Genomic DNA, 19,935 nt, shown 5'->3' with positions numbered 1-19,935 from the left:
CACCACTGGGAAGGAAAGGCACTGCCATGACCACCTCCTCGACCGTCGTCGCGGCCCCACCCACCGTCCCGGGGCGCCGACGCGCCGTCCCCTGGGCGACGGTGCTGCCCCTCGCGGTGGTGCTGGCCTACGCGGACGGCTTCTGGGTGACCTCGATGCGCGGTGCGGTCGGCGCCGTCGGTCGCGGGCAGGGCCCGTTCACGACCTGGTGGCACGAGTCCACCGTCCTCGTGCCCGTCTACGTGTGCGCCGTCCTCGCCGCGCTGGCGCTCGCCGTGCACGTGTCGGACCGACGACACGGCGACCGGGGACGGGCGCCGCTGCTGCTGACCGCGGGGCTCGTCGTCGTGGCTGCCACGCTCGTCGGCGCCGTCGAGATGGCGGTCGGGGCCGCGTACGACTTCCACCTCCAGTCGGGCCAGCTCGAGACGATGGCCTCGATGCGGGGCGACTGCCGGGCGGACTGCATCGAGCGGCTGCGGCAGGACACGTGGTGGCTGCAGCTGCGCGCCACCGGGCTCGGAGCCGTGCTCCTGCTCGTCACCAACCTCGGAGCCGTCGCGTGGGTGACGATGTTCCACGGCGGCCGACTGGACTCCGTCCGGTCGGCGCGCGCCCGGAGTCGGTCGCTGGACGCCTGCGGTGAGCGGCGGCGGCTCCTGGCCCTGGCCCTCGTCGGTGGTGCGCTCATCCACCTGGCGGTCGTGCCGGAGCACTTCGAGGAGTGGGTCGCCGCGGCCTGGTTCTTCGTCGCGCTGGCGGTCGCCCAGGCCGTGGCGGCGTTCCTCGTGCTCCGGTGGCCCGCGCCCGCTCGCGGCCTCCTGCTCGTCGTGGCCGCGCTCTCGGCCGGTCCACTCGTCGTGTGGGCGTGGTCGCGCACCTGGGGTCTGCCGGTCGGTCCCGACCCCGGCGTCCCCGAGGCCGTCGGGCTCCCCGACATCGCTGCCGGCCTCCTGGAGCTCGTGGCCCTCGTCCTCGTCGTCGTCCTGCTGCGCGGCGTCCCGGTCGCCGCCGTACGCCGCCTCCGGCCCGAGCACCTGGGCCGACTCGCGGTGGCCGCTGTGCTGGCCGTCACCGTGGTCGGAGTGGCGTCGAGCCAGGCGGGGTGGTTCGACGTCGTTCGTTCGGAGAGCCCCACGAGCTCGGGCATGGGCTAGCAGATGAACGGCGCCGTGTTCGTGAAGTGAGCCGACTGCTCACCCCCAATCTTCGGGTCCGACCTCCCCGCACGTGGTGGAGCCCGCAGGTTGCCTCCTCGCCCGACCATGGAGGAGTCAAGGGAGGGGTTGACATGACGAACTCGAGCCTGGGGGCGCGAGCAGGGGTTGAGGGACCCGTGCGAGCCGGGGTCACACTGTGTCGGAGTCTGCGCGTGTCGGTCGGCGACCGGTCGATCGGACCGCGCCAGCTCGGCGGGGCGAAACCGCGCCAGATCCTCGTCGCGCTGCTGCTGCGGCCCGACCAGGCCGTCTGCAAGGCAAGTCTCGTGCGGCTGCTGTGGGACGACGCCCCACCGGCGGGCGCCCTGAGCACCCTCGAGGGCTACGTCAGCCTGGTCCGCAAGCGGCTCGACGCCCTGGCGCCGGGGCTCGGCAGCGCCGTGCGCACGGAGCCGGGCGGCTACCTGCTCGACTCGGCGTTCGTCGACGTCGACGTCCACCGCTTCCGGCGCCTGGCCGCCCGGGCGCGCGCCTGCTCGGGGCCGGCCGCCGTGCGCGGCTGGGTCGCTGCCTTCGACGTCCTCGACGTCCTCGACATGCTCGATGCCCTCGGGGGAGCCGGCGGCCCCGGTGGCCTGCTCCTGCCGGACGAGCACCTCGACTGGATCGAGCAGGCGCGTGAGGAGCTCGACGCCGAGCTGCTGCGGGCCCTCGCCGAGGCGGCGGGGGTGGCCCTCGACGCGGGAGACCTCGATCGTGCCCACCGCTGGGCGAGAGAGGCGCTCGCCGCCGACCCCTACGACGAGGCCGCCTGGCGGGTCGTCCTCGAGTGCTGTGAGCAGCGCGGCCGCTACGCGGAGGGCCTGCGCGCCTACGACGAGTGCCGGCGGCTGCTCGCGGACGAGCTCGGCTGCACGCCCGGACCCGGGGTCCGCGAGGTCTTCGGCCGCCTCCTGGACGGCGCGAGGCAGGCCGACGACGACCCGCTGTCGGCATTGGTCGACGCCGTCGTCCGTCTCCACGTCGCGGTGTCGCTCCCGGCCGGGCCGGCCGGTGCGGACCTCGAGGGGACCACGGGGCCGGGGCGCCCCGGCCCGGCGGGGCAGCGGGGCGGCCCCCCGCCGGTCGAGGAGGACTGGCGGCTGCTCGAGCGTCTGCTGTCGATGGCGCGCAGCGGTTGGCACCCCACGGCTCGGGCCACCGCCTGACCCACCCGACTGTCGAAGGGCCACGAACCGGTACCGGTTCGTGGCCCTTCGACGTCGGGACGGTGGACGGGTCAGCCGGAGAGGGCGCGCCTCATGACGGCGTCCATGGCGCGGTCCGGCAGCAGCCGGCGCGCGGTGACGATGGCGCGCGCGCCGCGTCCGGCGGGGTAGCGCGCCGCGGGGTTCGCGGCCTCCAGCGCCTTGAGCACCTTCTCGGCGACCGCCTCGGGCCCGGAGCTCATCCGCGGGGTGTCGACGCGCTCGAACATCACGGCCATCCGGCGGGCGAGGTCCTCGTAGACGGTGCCGATCGACTGCTCGACCATGCTCTCGCGGGCGATGGTGTTCCACTCCGAGATGATCGGGCCCGGCTCGACGATGACGACGTCGATGCCGAAGGGGGCGAGCTCGATGCGCAGGCTGTCGCTGAAGCCCTCGACCGCGAACTTCGTGGCGTGGTACCAGGCGCCGAGTGGCTCGTAGATCTTGCCGCCGATGCTGGAGATGTTGACGATCCGGCCGCGACGCCGCGTGCGCATGTGCGGCGTGACGAGCTGGGTGAGGCGGGCGAGCCCAAAGACGTTGACCTCGAACTGTCGTCGCGCCTCGTCGATCGGCACGTGCTCGACCGGTCCGTACGAGCCGTAGCCGGCGTTGTTGACGAGGGCGTCGATCTGCCCCTGCTCGGTGATGATGCGGTCGACCCCCGCGACCATCGACGCGTCGTCGGTGACGTCCATGGCGAAGGGGATGATGCCGCGCGCGTCGAGCGCGGCCATGCGCTCGACGCGGCGGGCGACGGCATACACCGTCCACCCGGACTCGACGAGGTGGATGGCGATGGACTCGCCGATGCCGGAGGACGCGCCGGTGACGAGGGCTACCTTGCTCATCCCGACACCGTATGCGGACACGCTGGGACCCGAGCGCGCGCCCATCTCCCAGCGTGGGCCGGCCGGACGGCATACGCCCCTCCCTCACACCGTTCGAGAGGCCACGTCGGGCCGCCTGGACGCAGTCGAGAGGCCAGCTCTCGGTGGGGAGAACTGGCCTCTCGATGTGTCGGAGGAGCCCACAGGCGGCCTCTCGACGGGTCAGGTCGGGGAGTGGGGCGCGGTCAGCGCACCAACGCCTCGGCCTGCTCGGCGACCTTGGCGTTCTGCCGGTCGACGAGGTAGGCGGCGGTGAGGTCGTCACCGACGGCGGAGAGGAGGCGGATGTCGACGGCCTCGTGGCGCTCGGCGACGGTCGGCTCGACCGTCGTCATGACGGTGCGGGCGTCGCGCTCGGCCACGGCCGTGGCGAGCTCGCGCTTGAGCGCCTCGTCGAGGATGCCGCCGGGCACCTTGGCCCGGGCCGCGACCTCGACGGCGAACCGCTCGGTCTCGGCGGCGAGCGTGGCGTCCTCGGTCGTCAGCATCCGCGACGTGCGGTGCAGCAGCGCCGCGCCGGCGTCGAGGTCGCCCTCGCCGAGTCGGCTCACGGCCTGGGTCAGCAGGGGACGGTCACCGCGCAGCGCCGAGTCGGCGAGCAGGCCGAGGCGCAGCCCGAGCAGCCGCTCGTGCGTACGCGTGTTGCCGGCCTCGCGGCCCAGCGGCACCTTGAGCTCGTCGTCAGGGGCAGACTGCGACATCGTGTCGAGCAGCTCGATGCCGGCCTCGTCGGGCGTGTGCACGGTGTCGCGCAGCGGCACCTCCTTGATGAAGAGCGCGGCGAGCAGGGCGAGCGCGAAAGGCACGAGACCCCAGACGAACACCGTGTGCAGGGAGTCGGCGAGGCCCTGCTGGACACCCGTGGCGATCTGCGGCGGCAGCGTGGCGAGGGCCGACGGGTCGAGCACCGAACCGGCGCTGACCTGCTGTCCGGACGCCTGCATCTGCTGCACCACGGAGGCGGGCAGGTGCGAGGCGATGTTGCCGGCCAGGCCGCTCGTCATGATCGTGCCGAAGACGGCCGTGCCGACGGTCGAGCCGACGTTGCGGAAGAACTGCGTCGACGCCGTCGCGACGCCGAGGTCCTTGCGCTGCGAGGAGTTCTGGATGATGAGGGTGAAGACCTGCAGCGCCATGCCGAGGCCGATGCCGAAGACGATCATCGAGAGCGTCAGCTCGGTCTGGCTCGAGCCGTAGTGCAGCTGGGTCAGCAGCCAGAAGCCGACGCCCATGATGAGGATGCCCACGATGGTCTGGAGCTTGTAGCGGCCGGTCTTGGTGATGACGAGGCCCGAGATGATCGACAGGCCGATCATGGCGACCGACATTGGCATGAGGATGAGACCCGAGTTGGTGGCCGACGCGCCGAGCACGCCCTGGGCGTAGACCGGGAGGTAGATCATCGCGCCGAACATCATGACGGAGACCATGAAGGCCGCGATGTTGGAGAGCGTGAAGAGCGGGCTCTTGAAGAGGCGCAGGGGCAGCACCGGTTCGACGGCCCTGCGCTCGATGGCGATGAAGACGCCGAGCATGACGATGCCGGCGGCGTACATGCCGATGATGGCGGGGGAGCCCCACGCGAGCGTCGTGCCGCCGAGCGAGGTGGGCACGAGCAGCAGGATGAGGGTCATCGAGAGCGCGGCGATGCCGGCCTTGTCGACGACGGTCTCGCGCGGCGTGTGCTCGAGGTGGAGGAAGCGGCTGATCCCGAAGAAGGCGAAGACGCCGACCGGCAGCGTGATGAAGAAGAGGTAGCGCCAGCCCCAGTTGTCGGTGACGAAGCCGCCGACGAGCGGGCCGAGGATCGAGGCGAGGCCGAAGACGCCGCCCATGAGGCCCTGGTACTTGCCGCGCTGACGCGGCGGGATGATGTCGCCGATGATCGTCTGCGACAGCGGCATCAGGGTGCCCATGCCGGCGCCCTGGATGGCGCGGGCCGCGATGAGCCACCAGAAGTTCTGGGCGAAGCCGGAGAGGATCGAGCCGGCCATGAAGACGACGAGCCCGCCGAGGTAGAAGCCGCGGCGACCGTAGAGGTCGCTCATCTTGCCGACGATGGGGACGGTGATCGCGCTGACGAGCATGGCGGCCGTGGCGAGCCATGAGTAGTGGTCGATGCCGCCGAGCTCGGCGACGATGCGTGGCATCGCCGGACCGACGATCGTCTGGCTGATCGACGCCACGAGCATGCCGAGCATGAGTGCGATGAAGATGTTGCGGGTCGGGCGGTCGAGTCCGGGCGCCTTGGTGACAGTCGCCTCGCTGGCTGATGTGGTCGCGGTGTCCGTGGCTACCCCCTGGGTCTTCTGTGGCATGTCCGCCACGGTACGCCGAAAGTGCAGTCACTGCAAAATTGCAGTCCATGCAGTGAACGTGTCACGATGGGGGCATGAGCACGGACCTGCTGACCGACGAGTCGTGCGGCCTGCGGGAGCGCAAGAAGCGCGAGACCCGCCGCGCGCTCAACCTCGCCGCCCTCGACCTCGTCGAGGAGAAGGGCTTCGCGGCCGTCACGACAGAGGAGATCGCGGCCCGGGCCGGCGTCAGCGCCCGCACGTTCTTCAACTACTTCCCGTCCAAGGAGGCCGCCGTCATCGGCACGACGGCCGAGGAGCTCGAGTCGTATGCCGCCGCGCTGGAGCAGGACGTCGAGGGCGAGACGCCGCTCGAGTCCCTCCGTCGGATCCTCGCCGGCATGCTCGCGCCCGCGTCGATCGACCGCGAGCTGCGGGCCCGGCGTCGTCGCATCCTGCTCGGCGAGCCGTCGCTCGCCCCGGCGCTCGTGGGCAACAACATCCGCATCGAGAACGCCCTGACGGCCGCGCTCGAGCGTCGTCTCGGCGTGCAGCCGGGCGCGTCGCTCGAGGCGCGCCTGACGGTGGCCGTGGCCATCGCGGCCGTGCGCGCCTGCATCGAGCACCAGCAGAACGGCGGCTCGGGTCGTCTCGAGCGCAACATCGACCAGGCCTTCGACCGCATCGCGGCCGGCCTGCGCTGAGGAGCGCCGCAGAGCTGCCGGGGCGCTGAGACGGACCGGCGTCGCTGAGGCGGACCGGTTCGAGGTCGCTCAGTGCGAGGCGGTCGCCCCGCTGACGAGCGCCTCGGCCGCGGCCTTGGCGGCGCGGGGTGCGTCCGGCAGGGCATCGAGCGAGCCGCTCGCGAGTCCGCCGTCGAGGAGCAGGGTGAGGGTGCGCGCCAGGCCGTCGGGGTCGGGTGCTCCCGCGTCGACCGCGAGCCCACGCACCCAGCCGCGCACCGAGTCCTTGTGGGCGAGCGTCCGGGCGTGGATCGCCGTGCCCGGCTCGTTCTCGGCCGCGGCGTTGATGAAGGCGCACCCGCGGTAGCCGTCGCGACGGCAGGCCGTGTCGAGAGCGTCGAAGAGCCCGACGAGCTGGTCGGCGGGCGCCGGGCCGGCCGCCTCGGCAGCAGCATGCAGCTGCCCCGACCAGGTCGTGTCGACGACGTCGAGGTAGGCGAGGACGAGGTCGTCCTTGGCCGGGAAGTGGTTGTAGAAGGTCTGTTTGGCGACCCCGGACTCGGCGATGATCCGGTCGACCCCGACCGCGCGGATGCCGTGGGCGTAGAAGAGCGCGAAGGCCGTGTCGAGAATGCGCTGCCGAGCCGCGCTCGCTGTCCGTGCCATGGGGCCATCATACCTTGCGAGTAGACAGATCTGTCTGCTAGCGTCCCGCCAAGTAGACAGACCTGTCTATTCTGTTCCGACACCCAAGGACCTCCCATGCGTTACGCAGTTCTCGGCACCGGCTCCGTCGGTCGCACCATCGCGTCCCGTCTCGACGAGCTCGGCCACGCGGTCACCATCGGCACGCGTGACCCGGCGAGCACGCTCGCGCGCACCGAGCCCGACCAGATGGGCAACGCCGCCTTCGCGACGTGGGCGACGGCATACCCGGGCATCTCGCTCGCGACCTTCGCGGAGGCCGCAGCCTCGGCCGAGGCCGTCGTCAACGCGACGAGCGGCGACGCCTCGCTCGCGGTGCTCGGCCTCGCCGGTGCCGACGCTCTCGCCGGCAAGGTGCTGCTCGACATCGCCAACCCGCTCGACTTCTCGGCAGGGATGCCGCCCACCCTCTTCGTCAAGGACTCCGACTCGCTCGGCGAGCAGATCCAGCGTGCCTTCCCCGACGCCAGAGTCGTCAAGGCGCTCAACACGCTGACCGCAGAGCTCATGGTGCGCCCGGCCGGCCTGCCCGAGAGCAGCAGCGTCTTCGTGTCCGGCGACCACGCCGGGGCCAAGGCCGCCGTCACGGCCCTGCTCGTCGAGTTCGGTCACGAGGACGTCATCGACCTCGGCGACATCACGACCGCCCGCGGCACGGAGATGCTGCTGCCGGTCTGGCTGCGTCTGATGGGCGCCCTCGGCACGCCGATGTTCAACTTCCGGATCGTCCGCTGACGGAGGTGGACGCCCGCGACGGCGTCACTGCACGTCGCGCTCGCGCTCCCGCGCGGGGGTGAGGTGCGGGGGTGCGTCCGTCATCCGCAGTCGGGGGCGGCGCCGGGCGAGGTCGATGAAGTCGCCGACGCGCAGTCCTGCCTCCAGGGGGTGGCGGAAGCGCACCTCGCGACGGACCACGTAGCGGTTGCGCCGCCCCTCGCGGTGCCGAGTGATCACGCGGGCCCCCTCGAGGTCGGCCACGATCTGTTGGACTGCCCGCTCGGTGATCCCGATGTTGGAGGCAACGTCCTTGAGCAACATGTCCGGGTCGTCCGCCAGGCAGACCAGAACGTGTCCGTGGTTCGAGAGGAAGGTCCATCCTTTCCTTCTCATGACTCGACGGTAGATCGCTGTGTGGGCGGCCGCGGCAAAAGGCGAAGAGGGCTTCGTCACACGTCCTCGTCGTATGCGAGCTTCGTCCCTCTCTGGGCTTGGCAAGTGTCCCGTTTTGCCGAACCTGAGCACGATTGTGCATGAATGCGGACAGGCGAAATCCATTTCCGGAATCGCTTGTGGCGCAAAAGGTTTCGCATTTTCAATCCAAGAGAAAGTGGACGTTCTGACCCCCATTCCTGTCTAACCTTTGTGAATTCGCTGGACATGCGAAGTAGGTCACGGGGCAGGTGGGGAAGATGCCAGGTAGCAGTCCGAGAAGATGGTTGTCGGCGATCGTGGCCAGTGCCGCGACGGTGCTCGCGTTGGGCCTGCAGGCGGGGGTGGTGCCGGCCACGGTCGCGGCAGCGTCGCCACCGACGGGAGCCACGGACGCGTCGAAGGTTCCCCACTACTTCGGGCCCTGGCCGAACTGGGCCAACAGCCCCCTGACGTTGCCGACGGCGACGGTCAGCATCACGGACGCCGGCACCGGAGCAGGCGCGACCGCCGTAGCGCAGGTGGGACCTGACGGCAGCATCGGTGCGATCAACCTGACAGCTCCGGGGCACGACTACACCTCGCCCACCGTCACCATCAACGCGCCGACCGTCGCCGGCGGGAACCAGGCGACGGCGACCGCGACGGTGAAGGCTACCGGCGCGGTCGTCTCCGCGTCGGTCACGGCCGCGGGCGCGGGCTACTCCGGCTTCGTCGCCACCGTGGCAGGTGACGGGACGGGCGCCAGCGTGACGCCTTCCGGTGGCGTCGACGCCGTGGCCCTGACGGGCGGCGGCACGGGCTACACCCTGCCCACCGTCCTCATCGACCTCCCGGACGACCCGAACGGCACGCGTGCCACCGGTCACGTCGAGCAGGCCGACCTCGTCGGCGGCGTGGTCCAGAAGGTCACGGTGGACGACCCCGGCTCGGGCTACACGACCGCACCGGGCGTCAGGATCCTCGACGGGACGCTCGCCGACCCGATCAGTGGGTCGACCCCAGCCGCGGCGACCGCGACGCTCGAGCTCGTCGGACTCGCTGTCGACGTCCCGGGCTCGGGGTACACCGCGGCCACGGTGGCTGTCACGGACCCGACCGGAAGCGGAACGGGTGCCACCGGCGCCGTGACGACCGACGTCGGATCGCTCGACTCGGTCACCGTCACGAATGCCGGCAGCGGCTACCTCACGGCGGGCATGAAGAAGTTCCAGGACGCTCTGCCGGTCACGTGCGACCCCAAGGTCGACGGATCCGGCTGTCCCGCCATCGCCCAGGTGCAGGGGACGGACGCAGCCATGGGGCCCGACAACAAGTTCATCCCGTTGGCGGTCCCCGAGGCGAAGACGTACAACGGCAAGGTCGCCGACGAGTACGTCATCGGTCTCGTGCAGTACCGCACGAAGTTCTCGTCCGACCTTCCGGCAACCCTCGTCCGCGGCTACGTCCAGCTCTCGACGACCGCAGTCCCGGGCCGGCACGTCACCCTCTTCAACGAGCTGCAGAACGGTGACCAGCAGGCCATCTCCGGCTACACCGGGGTGACCGCCCCGCAGTGGCTCGGCCCGATCATCGCGGCGACGAAGGACCGTCCGGTGCGCATCGTCTTCCGCAACCTGCTGCCCAAGGGCGCCGACGGTGATCTCTTCCTGCCCACCGACAGCACGATGATGGGCTCCGGCATGGGCCCGATGGCCATGCCAGCACCCGTCGACAGCGGCGCCGTGACCGACGCCGTGCGCAACCCCGCGTGCACCCAGGAGCCGAAGGCCGTCGACTGCTTCAAGGACAACCGCGCCACCCTGCACCTGCACGGCGGCACGACCCCGTGGATCAGCGACGGGACGCCGCACCAGTGGATCACGCCCGCCGGGGAGAGCACGTCGTGGCCGCAGGGCGTCAGCGTGCAGAACGTCCCCGACATGCTGTCGGACCCGGCCAACCCCAGCTCTCCCGCACTCTGTGCCGCGAAGGACGATGGCTGCTCGACGTTCTACTACACCAACCAGCAGAGCGCGCGGCTGATGTTCTACCACGACCACTCGTGGGGCATCACGCGTCTCAACGTGTATGCCGGTGAGGCCGCCGGCTACATCATCACCGACAACACCGAGAAGGCGCTCGTGAACGCGGGCCTGATCCCGACCGCCACCGACACCTTGCCGCTCATCGTCCAGGACCGGACCTTCGTGCCCGGCGACGCCCAGCTCAAGGACACCGTCGACGTCAACGGCAAGGTCACGGCATACGGCCAGGATCCGACGTGGGACGCGAAGCGATGGGGCACCAAGGGCAGCTTCTGGTACCACCACGTCTACATGCCGGCGCAGAACCCGGGTGACCCCGGTGGGCTGAGCGCCTACGGACGGTGGATGTACGGACCGTGGTTCTGGCCACCGGCCACGGGCACGACGTACGGACCGATCGCGAACCCGTACTACGACCCGAGCTGCAACCTCGACGACCCGTCGACGTGGCAGTACCAGACCGACCCGTTCTGCGAGCCGGAGCAGATCCCCGGCACGCCCAACGTGTCGGCCGGCATGGAGCAGTTCAACGACACCCCGATCGTCAACGGTGTCGCCTACCCGACCATGACCCTGCAGCCGAAGACGTACCGGATGCGGCTGCTCAACGCCGCGAACGACCGGTTCTTCAACTTCCAGTGGTACACGGCCGACCCCGACCCGGCGAACGGCAACGGCCAGAGCGAGGTCAGGCTGAACCCGACCGAGCTGGCTGCCGCGCAGACCGACCCGACGGTGTCACCGACACCGGCCGACGCCCACAACGACGCCGCCGGCCCAGACTGGGTGCAGATCGCGAGCGAGGGCGGCTTCCTGCCTGCGCCCGCGGTGATCGACGGCCAGCAGCCGACGACCTGGATCACCGACCCGACCCGCTTCGACTTCGGCAACGTCGACAAGCACTCGATGCTGCTCGCTCCGGCGGAGCGTGCCGACGTCGTCGTCGACTTCTCGAAGTTCGCGGGCAAGACGCTGATCCTCTACAACGACGCACCCGCTGCCTTCCCGGCACGTGTGCCGTCGTACGACTACTACACGGGCGGCCCGGACCTCAGTCCGACCGGGGCTCCGACCGTCATGCCGGGCTACGGGCCCAACACCCGCACCGTCATGCAGGTGAAGATCGCGGCCGCCACCCCGGCGCCGGCCTTCAACGTGACGGCGCTCGCCGCCGCCTTCAAGCACCAGCCGAACGGATCCGGGGTCTTCGAGTCCGGCCAGCACCCGGCGATCGTCGGCCAAGCCGCCTACAACTCGGCCTATGGGACGAGCTTTGCTGCCAGCAGCAACTGCAACGTCAAGACGGGAAACGTCACCAGGTGCGACGGCCTCGTGCGCGTCAACGACACCGGCACCTTCGGCTTCAACACCCTTGCGGCTCCCACCGCGAAGATGACGATGGGGCTCGAACCGAAGGCGATCCACGACGAGATGAACTCCTCGACGTTCGACGACTACGGGCGCATGCAGGCCAACCTCGGCGTGGAGGCGCAACCTCCGGCACCGGGAGCGCAGAACGTCACGCTGTACCCGTACATCAACCCGGCGACCGAGCTCATCGACGGCACCAACCTGCCGGCAGCGGACGTCGCGGTCACCCCGATCACCGACGCCAAGGACGGGACGCAGATCTGGCGCTTCACCCACAACGGCGTGGACACGCACCCGATCCACTTCCACCTCTACGACGTCCAGGTGCTCAACCGGGTCACGTGGGACAACATCGTCATCCCACCGGACGCGAACGAGCTCGGCTGGAAGGACACCGTGCGGATGAGCCCGCTCGAGGACACCATCGTCGCCCTGCGGCCTGTGGTCCCCCAGGTGCCCTTCGAGGTGCCGAACGCGATCCGCGCCCTCAACCCGATGATGCCCCTCGGATCACAGTCCGGGTTCAACAACATCGACCCGCAAGGGAACCCGACGGGTGCCATCGTCAACTCACTCGTCAACATGGGCTGGGAGTACGTCATCCACTGCCACATCCTCAGTCACGAGGAGATGGACATGATGCGTCCCGAGTCCCTGGCCCTGCCGCCGAACACGGCGACCTGGCCGGCTACCGGCGGAGCAGTGGTGACGGGCAACGGCAACAACCGCCACATCACCCTGACGTGGGGCGACAACTCGATCACCGAGACGGCGTTCGTGGTCCAGCGGTCCACCGACGGGACGACGTGGGTGGATGTGGGAACGGTGAACGTGCCGCTCACGGACACCAACGTCCACCAGTCGCGGACGCTCACCGACTCCACGTCGAACCCGAGCACGGCCTACCTCTACCGGGTGGTCGCCCAGAACACGGTCGGCTACGGGAAGGGATTCCCGACGATGACGGCGAGCTCGACCTCGGCCACCTTGGGTGTCAATGCGCCGGCGGCCCCGACGACCCTCACCGCGACCCTGGCGGCAGGTCCGCAGGTCAGCCTCACGTGGCGTGACAACGCCACGAACGAGTCCGGCTTCCTCGTCGAGCGCTCGGTCAACGGCGGCGCGTTCGCCCGGCTCGCGACCCCACCTGCGCGTGCCAACACCGGAACGGCGACCTACGTCGACGGCGCCGTCTCGGTCGGCAGCACGTATGCCTACCGGGTCAGCGCGGTCAACGTCGCCGGGCAGTCGACGCCGAGCAACACTTCCACGGCGGCGGTGCTGCTCCCGGGACAGCCCACGATCGCCACGGCGACCGCGGTCCGGTCCGGCAACAACGAGCGGGTGACGCTGACGTGGGGTGACGTCGCCAACGAGACGAGCTACGTCGTCCAGTGGAGCGCGAACAGCTTCGCGACGGTCTCCGGGCAGTCCGGAGCGCTGGCGGCGGGCTCGACGACCTTCACGACGGGCAACGTCGCCCGGCAGGCCTGGTCCTTCCGGGTCCGCGCAGTGAACGTCGTCGGAGTCGTCGACTCGGCGGTGCGGCCGGTGGCAGCAGCACCGTGACGCGGCTCTAGACGCTCGACCAGCAGTGGGGGCTCGTGGCGACGGGCCCTCACTGCTGCCCGCTGCCGCACGGTCGGTCAGCGCAGGGCGGTCCCCGCGTGGCTCATGCAGGTCCGGGCCGTGGGTCGGGCTCGCAGCCGCTCGTCGGGGATCGCCTCGCCGCAGACCTCGCACCGGCCGTAGCCGCCGTCGGTGATCCGCTGCAGCGCGGCGTCGATCTCGACGAGGTGCCGCTCCGCCTGCTCGATGAGGGCGCCGATCTGGGTGCGCTCGTAGGCGATGGTTGAGCCCTCGGGGTCGTGCTCGTCGTCGGCGATGTTGGCCGCCGACGCCTCGACGACCTCGGTGAACTCCCGGCGCAGCCCGGTGATGCGCTCGACCTCGGTGGCCCGGTCCGCCGTCAGCTCCGCCGCGTGTGCGGCCGTCTTGGTGCTCATGTCCCCATCGTCCTCCCGTTCGGCCGGGCCGGCCTGATCGAGTGGTCCACGGCACCATCCCCGGCGCCGGACCGACCGACGATCCGGGCGCCTCGCCCGGATGACGCCTATGACGCCGCGAGCCCGTGTCCCCGATGTCACGGCGTGGGCGACCCGTCCCGCGACGTGGGCACCGATCTGCTGTGCGTCGTATCAGCGGTGGCTCACGGCCTTCCGACCTGTGACGGGTGTCGACGGGGCACCCCGGGCGAGGGAGCCGGCCGTGACGGACGGACGAGTGCGCGGCGCGGTCCACGGCATCGCCTGGGTCGCCGGGCTGGCGGCTCTCGCGTGGGGAGGACTCGGTCTGACGGGGGTGCAGGGCGCGCCGCGCAGCGGCCATGGCGCCGTCGCGGCATCGTCGGTCGTGATCACGACGCCGCCGAGCGGGCTCCGTGTCGAGGGTGGCCCGAACGCTGACGGCTGGTATGCCGCCCCGGCTCGCTACCACTGGGTGACGCAGGACCTCGGCGGCGGGATCGCCTCGTGCCAGGGCGGATCCGTCGTCGCCGTCGACTCGGGAGTGCCTCGTACCGTCTACGGCACGTGTGTCGACGGTGCGGGCCGGGCGGCGCCCTACGTCGGCTTCTCCTACCGCTACGACGGCACGCCGCCGACGCTCGACCCGGTCGCCATCCCAGCGGTCGTGCCCCGGCACGGGGTCGTCGTCGCAGTGCCACGGGCGACCGACGCACTCTCGGGCGTCGCCCGCCAGAGCTGCAACGGTGGCCGCGCGCCGAACACCCGTCGGCTCGGGACCCACACCGTCACGTGCTTCGTACGGGACCGCGCCGGCAACCTGGCCACGGCCAGCGTGTCCTACCTCGTCGTCGACCGACGGCTCCGCCAGGGCTGAGCGACCGCGGAGGACGGCCGGGCGGCCGGGCAGGCCGACCGAGCGCCCGCCGACCAGCCGGCCGCGACGGATCGAGCTGCCCACCCGGCAGGATGGAGCCATGAGCGACCCCAGAGGAGTGGTCTTCCCACTCGACCCGACGTCCGGACGCCGCAGCACGACTGCCACCGGACGTGCCGTGGTCGCCGACGCCCTGCGGGGGGTCGACCCGGTCGGCGCCGCCTCCGCCGAACGCGAGACGAACTGGCGCCAGGGCTACCTCCCGCACTTCCGGCGCCTCGTCGAGGCCGGGGTCGCGGTCCCGGGCGCGGCGCAGGCCATCGCCACGAGCGGGCTCGACTCCCTGCACGCCCGCATGCGCTGGGCGACCGACGACGGCGACCGACCGCTCGAGGTGGCCGTCGCCGCCGACGAGAGCGTGCCCGCGCTCGGCTCCGAGACCGTGCGTGGCGAGGGCGCGCCCGACCGCACGCTCTCGGTGCCGTATGCCGGTGAGCGACTCTCGGGGGACGCCCTGCGTCGACGGCTCGAGCTGTGGGTCGAGGCGGGGACCGTCGAGCCCACGTGCGCCGAGGCCGTCGGCCTCGTCATCGACAACCCCGACTGGCTCGACCTCTCCGACCGCACGGTCGTGGTGCTCGGTGCCGCCGCCGAGATGGGCCCACTGCGCTCGCTGCTGCGCTGGGGCGCCGACGTCGCCGCCGTCGATCTGCCGCGAAAGGACCTGTGGGACAAGCTGATCGGAGACACGCGCCGACTCGCTGGATCCATCACCGTGCCGGTCCGCCCCGGGGGCGAGCCACTGGCAGCACGCGCCGGCGGCGATCTCGTCCACGACCTCGGCGCCGTCACCCGATGGGTCGCGGCCATCGACGGACCGATCGCCATCGGCAACTACGTCTATGCCGACGGCGAGACCAACGTCCGTGTCTCGATGGCCGTCGACTCTCTGACCCGCGCGGTCGTCGAGGCCAAGGGCCGCGACGACGTCGCTCTCGCCTTCCTCGCGACCCCGACCGACGTCTTCGCCGTCCCCGGGGCCGCGGTCGAGCGCTCCGTCGACAGCTACGCCCACCGGCGCACCTCCAAGGTCCTGCGGGTGCCGCTGCGCACCGTGAGTGGCGGCCGGCTCCTGCGCCGCAACTACGTGCCCGGCCAGGACCCCGGCATCAACGACAGCGTCGTGCTCCAGCAGGGACCGAACTACCTGCTCGCCAAGCGCCTCCAGCGGTGGCGGGCGACGGCATACCGCGCCGACGGCGGTCTCGTGTCGTTCAAGGTGGCCCCGCCCACGCGCACCCGCTCGGTCGTCAAGAACCGGGCGCTCGCCGCCGCCTACGCCGGCGCGCACCGCTTCGGCATCGAGGTGTTCGAGCCCGGCACGGCCAACACGCTCATGGCCGCGCTCCTCGTCCACGACCTGCGCACCGGCTCGCCCGCGCAGCCGACGGCCTGGCAGGACGAGGCGTATGGTGCCGCGCACGGAGGCCTGTGGACGGCCGCCTACGACCCGCGCAGCGCCCTCGGGATCGCCGCCCTCCTGGGGGTCGCGTCGGCCCGCTGAGCTCCTGGAGGGGGGCCGGTCGGGGTGAGGCCTTCGTCGCACCGACGCCGGGGGAGTTGGCGCACGCGCCCCGGAGGCTCGATGCTGTGTCCCATGGGTGAGCGAGTGGCGCAGCAGCCACGCGTGGACGACCGGTCGCCCGAGCGTGGGCTCGGCGGCACCATCGGCGCGCCCCGCACCCTCGTCCCGGCGCTGCTGGCCGCCATCGCCTATGTCGACCCCGGCAACTTCGGCGTCAACATCACGTCCGGGGCCGAGCACGGCTACACGCTCGTGTGGGTCGTCGTCTTCGCGAGCTGCTCGGCCATGGTCATCCAGTACCTCGCGGCCAAGCTCGGCATGGCGTCCGGCAAGAGCCTCGCCGAGCACAGCTCCGAACGCTTCCCGGGCGTCGGCCGGCTGCTCCTCTGGGCCCAGGCCGAGCTCGTCGTCATCATGACCGACCTCGCCGAGGTCGTCGGCGGGGCCATCGCGCTCAAGCTCCTCTTCGGCATGCCCCTCATGGCCGGGGCCGTCTGTGTGGCCCTCTTCAGCCTCGTCGTCCTCGCCCTCAAGGTCCGGGGGCGCAGCCACTTCGACTCGGTCGTGCTCGTCCTGCTCGTCGTCATCATCGGCTCGCTGCTGTGGCAGGTGCTCGTCGCCGACGTCGACCGGGTCGCGCTGCTGCGCTCGGTCGTGCCCGGACCGCTCGACTCGTCGGCGGCGCTGCTCGCGGTCGGCATCGTCGGCGCGACGGTGATGCCGCACGCCCTGCACTTCCACTCGGCCGCGTCGCGGGGTCATGACGACGGCAGCGAGGCGAGCCACGCCGAGCGTTTGCGCAGCGGCCGTCGCACGGTGCGCAGCGTCGTCATCGCCATGACGATCGCCGGTGCCGCCAACATCAGCCTCGTCGTGTTCGCAGCAGCCCTGCCCTCCACGGCCGGCGCGAGCATCGAGACGGCGTATGCCGCCCTGTCGGCCAACGCGGGGCAGGTCGCCGCGACGATGCTGGCGGTCGCCCTCCTCGCGTCGGGGCTCGCCTCGACCCTCGTCGGCGTCCAGACGGGTGACGTCGTCATGCAGGGCTTCGGCCGCCGGCCCATCGCGCCGCTGCTGCGCCGGATGCTCGCCGTCGTGCCCACGCTCGTCATCCTCGGCCTGGGTGTCGAGCCGACCAACGCGCTCGTGTGGAGCCAGGTCGTCCTGTCGTTCGCCCTGCCCGGCACCCTCGTGCCGCTCCTGCTCTTCACCCGCGACCGCAGGATCATGGGCGTGCTCGTCAACCACCGCCTGACCACGGCCGTCGCCGTGGTCATCACCGCCGTCATCGTCGGTCTCTGCGCCTACCTCGTCGCCACCGCCTTCTGACCCACGCCCACGCCCCGTCGAGTGAGCGCCCCGTCACAGTCGAGTGAACGCCCCGTCACAGTCGAGTCAACGCCCTGCGCCGCCAGGGTGGGGTTGAGCGCTCACTCGAGTGTGGTTGGGCGCTCACTCGAGTTTGGTTGGGCGGCCATTGGGGGTGGGGTTGCGCGCTCAGTCGAGGGAGCGCTCGGCACCATGCGGACCGGGTGTGGCGGACGGCACCCGGCGGGACGGCATACGGCCTCGGGTCTCGCGAGGGACCGTGTGGGAGAGTGGCGCACGAACCGCTGCGACGTCGCGTGAGGAAGGTGAGCATGGCCCGTCTCGTCCCTCCGGGTGCGCGGGAGCTGCCCGCCCTGACCGAGCTGCGTCTCGAGGTGCGCGCCTTCCTCGCCGAGCAGGTCGCGGCCGGCGCGTTCGTGCCCCACGTCGACACGTGGCTCACCCGCTGGGACCGTGACTTCACCCGCGAGCTCGGCCGGCGCGGCTGGCTCGGGATGGTCATCCCGCAGCAGTACGGCGGGCAGGGCCGCACCTTTCTCGAGCGCTTCGTCGTCACCGAGGAGCTGCTCGTCGTCGGGGCTCCCGTCGCGGCGCACTGGATCGCCGAGCGGCAGATCGGACCGTCGCTGCTGCGCTACGGCACCGAGGAGCAGAAGGAGGCGTACCTGCCCGGGATCAGCCGCGGCGAGGTCGTCTTCGGCATCGGGATGAGCGAGCCGGACTCGGGCTCCGACCTCGCCAGTGTCCGCACCCGCGCCGAGCGGGTCGACGGCGGCTGGCGGCTCACCGGCACCAAGGTGTGGACCTCCGGCGCCCACGAGGCCGACGCCTTCTTCGCGCTCGCCCGGTCGGCGCCGCTCGACCCCGCCCACCGCCACGCGGGGCTGAGCCAGTTCATCGTCGACCTCCGGGCGCCGGCTGTCACGATCCGCCCGATCATCTCGATGGGCGGCGACCACCACTTCAACGAGGTGCACCTCGACGGCGTCCTCATTCCCGACGACCGCGTGCTGGGCGAGGTGGGGGAGGGCTGGTCGCAGGTGACGTCCGAGCTCGCCCACGAGCGCAGCGGGCCCGAGCGGGTCCTGTCCACCTTCCAGCTCCTCGCCGCCGCCGCGCAGGCCATGGACGACGGACGCCTGCCCACCGACCCGGGCCTCGGTCGCCACGTCGCCCGGGTCGCCGCCCTGCACCACATGTCGTTCGCCGTCTCGACGGCGCTCGAGAACGCCGTGGACGCCGACACGGCCGCGGCGGTCGTCAAGGTGCTCGGGACGACGGGCGAGGGCGACATCGCCGACTACGTCGACACGCTGACCGCCACCGGGTGGGCCCTCGACGAGGAGCTCGACACCCTCCTGCACGCCGCGATCCTCCAGCGTCCAGGCTTCACGCTGCGTGGCGGCACCAACGAGATCCTCCGTGGCGTCATCGCCCGCGGCCTCGGGATGCGCTGATGGCCGACCCCCGCGACCTCGCCGCGCCCACGACGCCGGACCCCGACCTCGTCGCGGTCCTCACCGACCTCTTCGCCGACTACCGCGCCACCCGCGCCACGCCCACCGCCGTCGTCGACCTCGACCGCGGCCTGTGGCAGCGCCTCGAGGACCTCGGACTGACGCGGCTCACCGGCTCGGAGTCCGCCGGCGGCAGCGGGGGAGGCTGGGTCGACGCCGCAGCGCTGCTCGGGCTCGCCGCCGCGGCGGCCGCGCCCGTGCCGCTCGCAGAGCACGACGTGCTCGGTGGCTGGCTGCTCGAGGCGGCCGGGCTGCCCAACGACGGAGGCCTCCGGACCGTATGCCGTCCCGACCCGTCCGGGGTCGCCCTCAACGTCACGTGGGCGCGCGACGCGAGCAGCGTCGTGGCCCTCTGGGAGGACCGCGACCAGTGGCGGGTCGCCGACGTGCCGATCGACCGCGTCGGCGTGGAGGAGCGCCGCAACCTCGCCGGGGAGCCCAGCGACACCGTCGAGTTCGACCTCGACGACCTCGAGGCGGGCATCGTCGTCGACCACGCGATCGGCGAGCAGTTCCACCTGCGTGGGGCGCTGGCCCGCTCGGCCCAGGTCGTCGGCGCCATGGAACGCGTCGTCGACGTCGTCCTCGCGCACGTGCGCGAGCGCGAGCAGTTCGGGCGGCCGATCGGGCGCTTCCAGGCGGTGCAGCACCTCGTGTCCGACATCGCCTGCGAGACGGCCCTGGCCCGTGCCGCCACCGACGCCGCCGTCGCCCGGGCCGCCGCGTCCGACTGGACCGACCCCGGCATGCTCTTCGCGGTCGGGGTCGCCAAGTCGTGCGTCGGGCACGCCGCCTCGGTCGTCGTCCGCGGGTCGCACCAGGCGCTCGGGGCCATCGGCACGACCCTCGAGCACGAGCTGCACACCCTGACGCGCCCGATCCTCGCCCGGCGCAGCGAGTACGGCTCCCTCCAGGACTGGGACGAGACCCTCACGGCGCTCGCCTCGTCCGCTGGTCACGACCGACTCTGGACCCTCATCACGACCGGCCGTGCCAAGACGCAGCACGCCCCCTGAACGACCCTGAACCACCGGGACCGCTCTGGACCCCTCTGGACCCCCTGAACCACCG

At 71.6% G+C, this 19,935-nt stretch carries 15 protein-coding genes; 10 read left to right on the top strand and 5 right to left on the bottom strand.

Annotation, left to right across the window (positions count from 1 at the left end):
• The first annotated feature begins 26 nt into the window (after positions 1 to 26).
• Entirely contained in the window at positions 27 to 1,157 is a 1,131-nt protein-coding gene (locus tag ASH01_RS08880; protein ID WP_056774381.1) for a hypothetical protein, read from the top strand.
• 215 nt (positions 1,158 to 1,372) lie between these two features.
• On the top strand, positions 1,373 to 2,368 hold the full coding sequence (locus tag ASH01_RS08875) for an AfsR/SARP family transcriptional regulator (RefSeq protein WP_056774378.1): 996 nt from the start codon (positions 1,373 to 1,375) through the stop codon (positions 2,366 to 2,368).
• Between the two features lie 71 nt (positions 2,369 to 2,439).
• On the opposite strand, the gene ASH01_RS08870 is transcribed toward ASH01_RS08875, so the two are convergent.
• Both ASH01_RS08870 and ASH01_RS08865 read right to left on the bottom strand, forming a co-directional pair.
• Entirely contained in the window at positions 2,440 to 3,261 is an 822-nt protein-coding gene (locus tag ASH01_RS08870) for an oxidoreductase (protein WP_056775271.1), read from the bottom strand.
• A gap of 224 nt (positions 3,262 to 3,485) precedes the next feature.
• On the bottom strand, positions 3,486 to 5,618 hold the full coding sequence (locus ASH01_RS08865; RefSeq protein ID WP_056775269.1) for an MDR family MFS transporter: 2,133 nt from the start codon (positions 5,616 to 5,618) through the stop codon (positions 3,486 to 3,488).
• 74 nt (positions 5,619 to 5,692) lie between these two features.
• Between ASH01_RS08865 and ASH01_RS08860 the strand changes: the two genes are divergently transcribed.
• The gene (locus tag ASH01_RS08860; protein ID WP_056774375.1) at positions 5,693 to 6,301 is read left to right on the top strand and encodes a TetR/AcrR family transcriptional regulator; all 609 of its coding nucleotides are present in this window, start codon (positions 5,693 to 5,695) and stop codon (positions 6,299 to 6,301) included.
• 69 nt (positions 6,302 to 6,370) lie between these two features.
• Here ASH01_RS08860 and ASH01_RS08855 read toward each other — a convergent pair whose 3' ends face one another.
• A complete protein-coding gene (locus tag ASH01_RS08855; protein ID WP_056774373.1) occupies positions 6,371 to 6,946 on the bottom strand; it encodes a TetR/AcrR family transcriptional regulator in 576 nt (191 codons plus the stop codon).
• Between the two features lie 96 nt (positions 6,947 to 7,042).
• Between ASH01_RS08855 and ASH01_RS08850 the strand changes: the two genes are divergently transcribed.
• On the top strand, positions 7,043 to 7,720 hold the full coding sequence (locus tag ASH01_RS08850; RefSeq protein WP_056774370.1) for an NADPH-dependent F420 reductase: 678 nt from the start codon (positions 7,043 to 7,045) through the stop codon (positions 7,718 to 7,720).
• A gap of 24 nt (positions 7,721 to 7,744) precedes the next feature.
• Here the strand turns inward: ASH01_RS08850 and ASH01_RS08845 are convergent, their stop codons facing one another.
• Positions 7,745 to 8,095, bottom strand: coding sequence for a helix-turn-helix transcriptional regulator (locus ASH01_RS08845; protein ID WP_082619617.1), 351 nt, complete (start codon positions 8,093 to 8,095; stop codon positions 7,745 to 7,747).
• Between the two features lie 326 nt (positions 8,096 to 8,421).
• Between ASH01_RS08845 and ASH01_RS08840 the strand changes: the two genes are divergently transcribed.
• Positions 8,422 to 13,101, top strand: a complete 4,680-nt coding sequence (locus ASH01_RS08840; protein ID WP_235509581.1) for a multicopper oxidase domain-containing protein — start codon at positions 8,422 to 8,424, stop codon at positions 13,099 to 13,101.
• 77 nt (positions 13,102 to 13,178) lie between these two features.
• Here the strand turns inward: ASH01_RS08840 and ASH01_RS08835 are convergent, their stop codons facing one another.
• Positions 13,179 to 13,538, bottom strand: coding sequence for a TraR/DksA C4-type zinc finger protein (locus ASH01_RS08835; protein ID WP_056774367.1), 360 nt, complete (start codon positions 13,536 to 13,538; stop codon positions 13,179 to 13,181).
• A gap of 262 nt (positions 13,539 to 13,800) precedes the next feature.
• On the opposite strand from ASH01_RS08835, the gene ASH01_RS08830 reads away from it, so the two are divergent.
• From ASH01_RS08830 to ASH01_RS08810, 5 genes are all read left to right on the top strand, one after another.
• The gene (locus ASH01_RS08830) at positions 13,801 to 14,433 is read left to right on the top strand and encodes a hypothetical protein (protein ID WP_156415503.1); all 633 of its coding nucleotides are present in this window, start codon (positions 13,801 to 13,803) and stop codon (positions 14,431 to 14,433) included.
• Between the two features lie 100 nt (positions 14,434 to 14,533).
• Positions 14,534 to 15,997: a hypothetical protein gene (locus tag ASH01_RS08825; RefSeq protein ID WP_056774363.1), complete on the top strand. Its 1,464-nt coding sequence runs from the start codon at positions 14,534 to 14,536 to the stop codon at positions 15,995 to 15,997.
• Between the two features lie 93 nt (positions 15,998 to 16,090).
• On the top strand, positions 16,091 to 17,347 hold the full coding sequence (locus tag ASH01_RS08820) for an Nramp family divalent metal transporter (RefSeq protein WP_235509580.1): 1,257 nt from the start codon (positions 16,091 to 16,093) through the stop codon (positions 17,345 to 17,347).
• 311 nt (positions 17,348 to 17,658) lie between these two features.
• A complete protein-coding gene (locus ASH01_RS08815) occupies positions 17,659 to 18,804 on the top strand; it encodes an acyl-CoA dehydrogenase family protein (RefSeq protein ID WP_056774360.1) in 1,146 nt (381 codons plus the stop codon).
• Positions 18,804 to 19,880: an acyl-CoA dehydrogenase family protein gene (locus tag ASH01_RS08810; protein ID WP_056774358.1), complete on the top strand. Its 1,077-nt coding sequence runs from the start codon at positions 18,804 to 18,806 to the stop codon at positions 19,878 to 19,880. The genes ASH01_RS08815 and ASH01_RS08810 overlap by 1 nt, the downstream gene beginning before the upstream one ends.
• The last annotated feature ends 55 nt before the right edge of the window (positions 19,881 to 19,935 follow it).

It is taken from the genome of Terrabacter sp. Soil811 (genome assembly GCF_001429655.1).
Lineage (GTDB): Bacteria > Actinomycetota > Actinomycetes > Actinomycetales > Dermatophilaceae > Terrabacter.
This window is presented reverse-complemented; position numbering and strand designations above follow the sequence as displayed.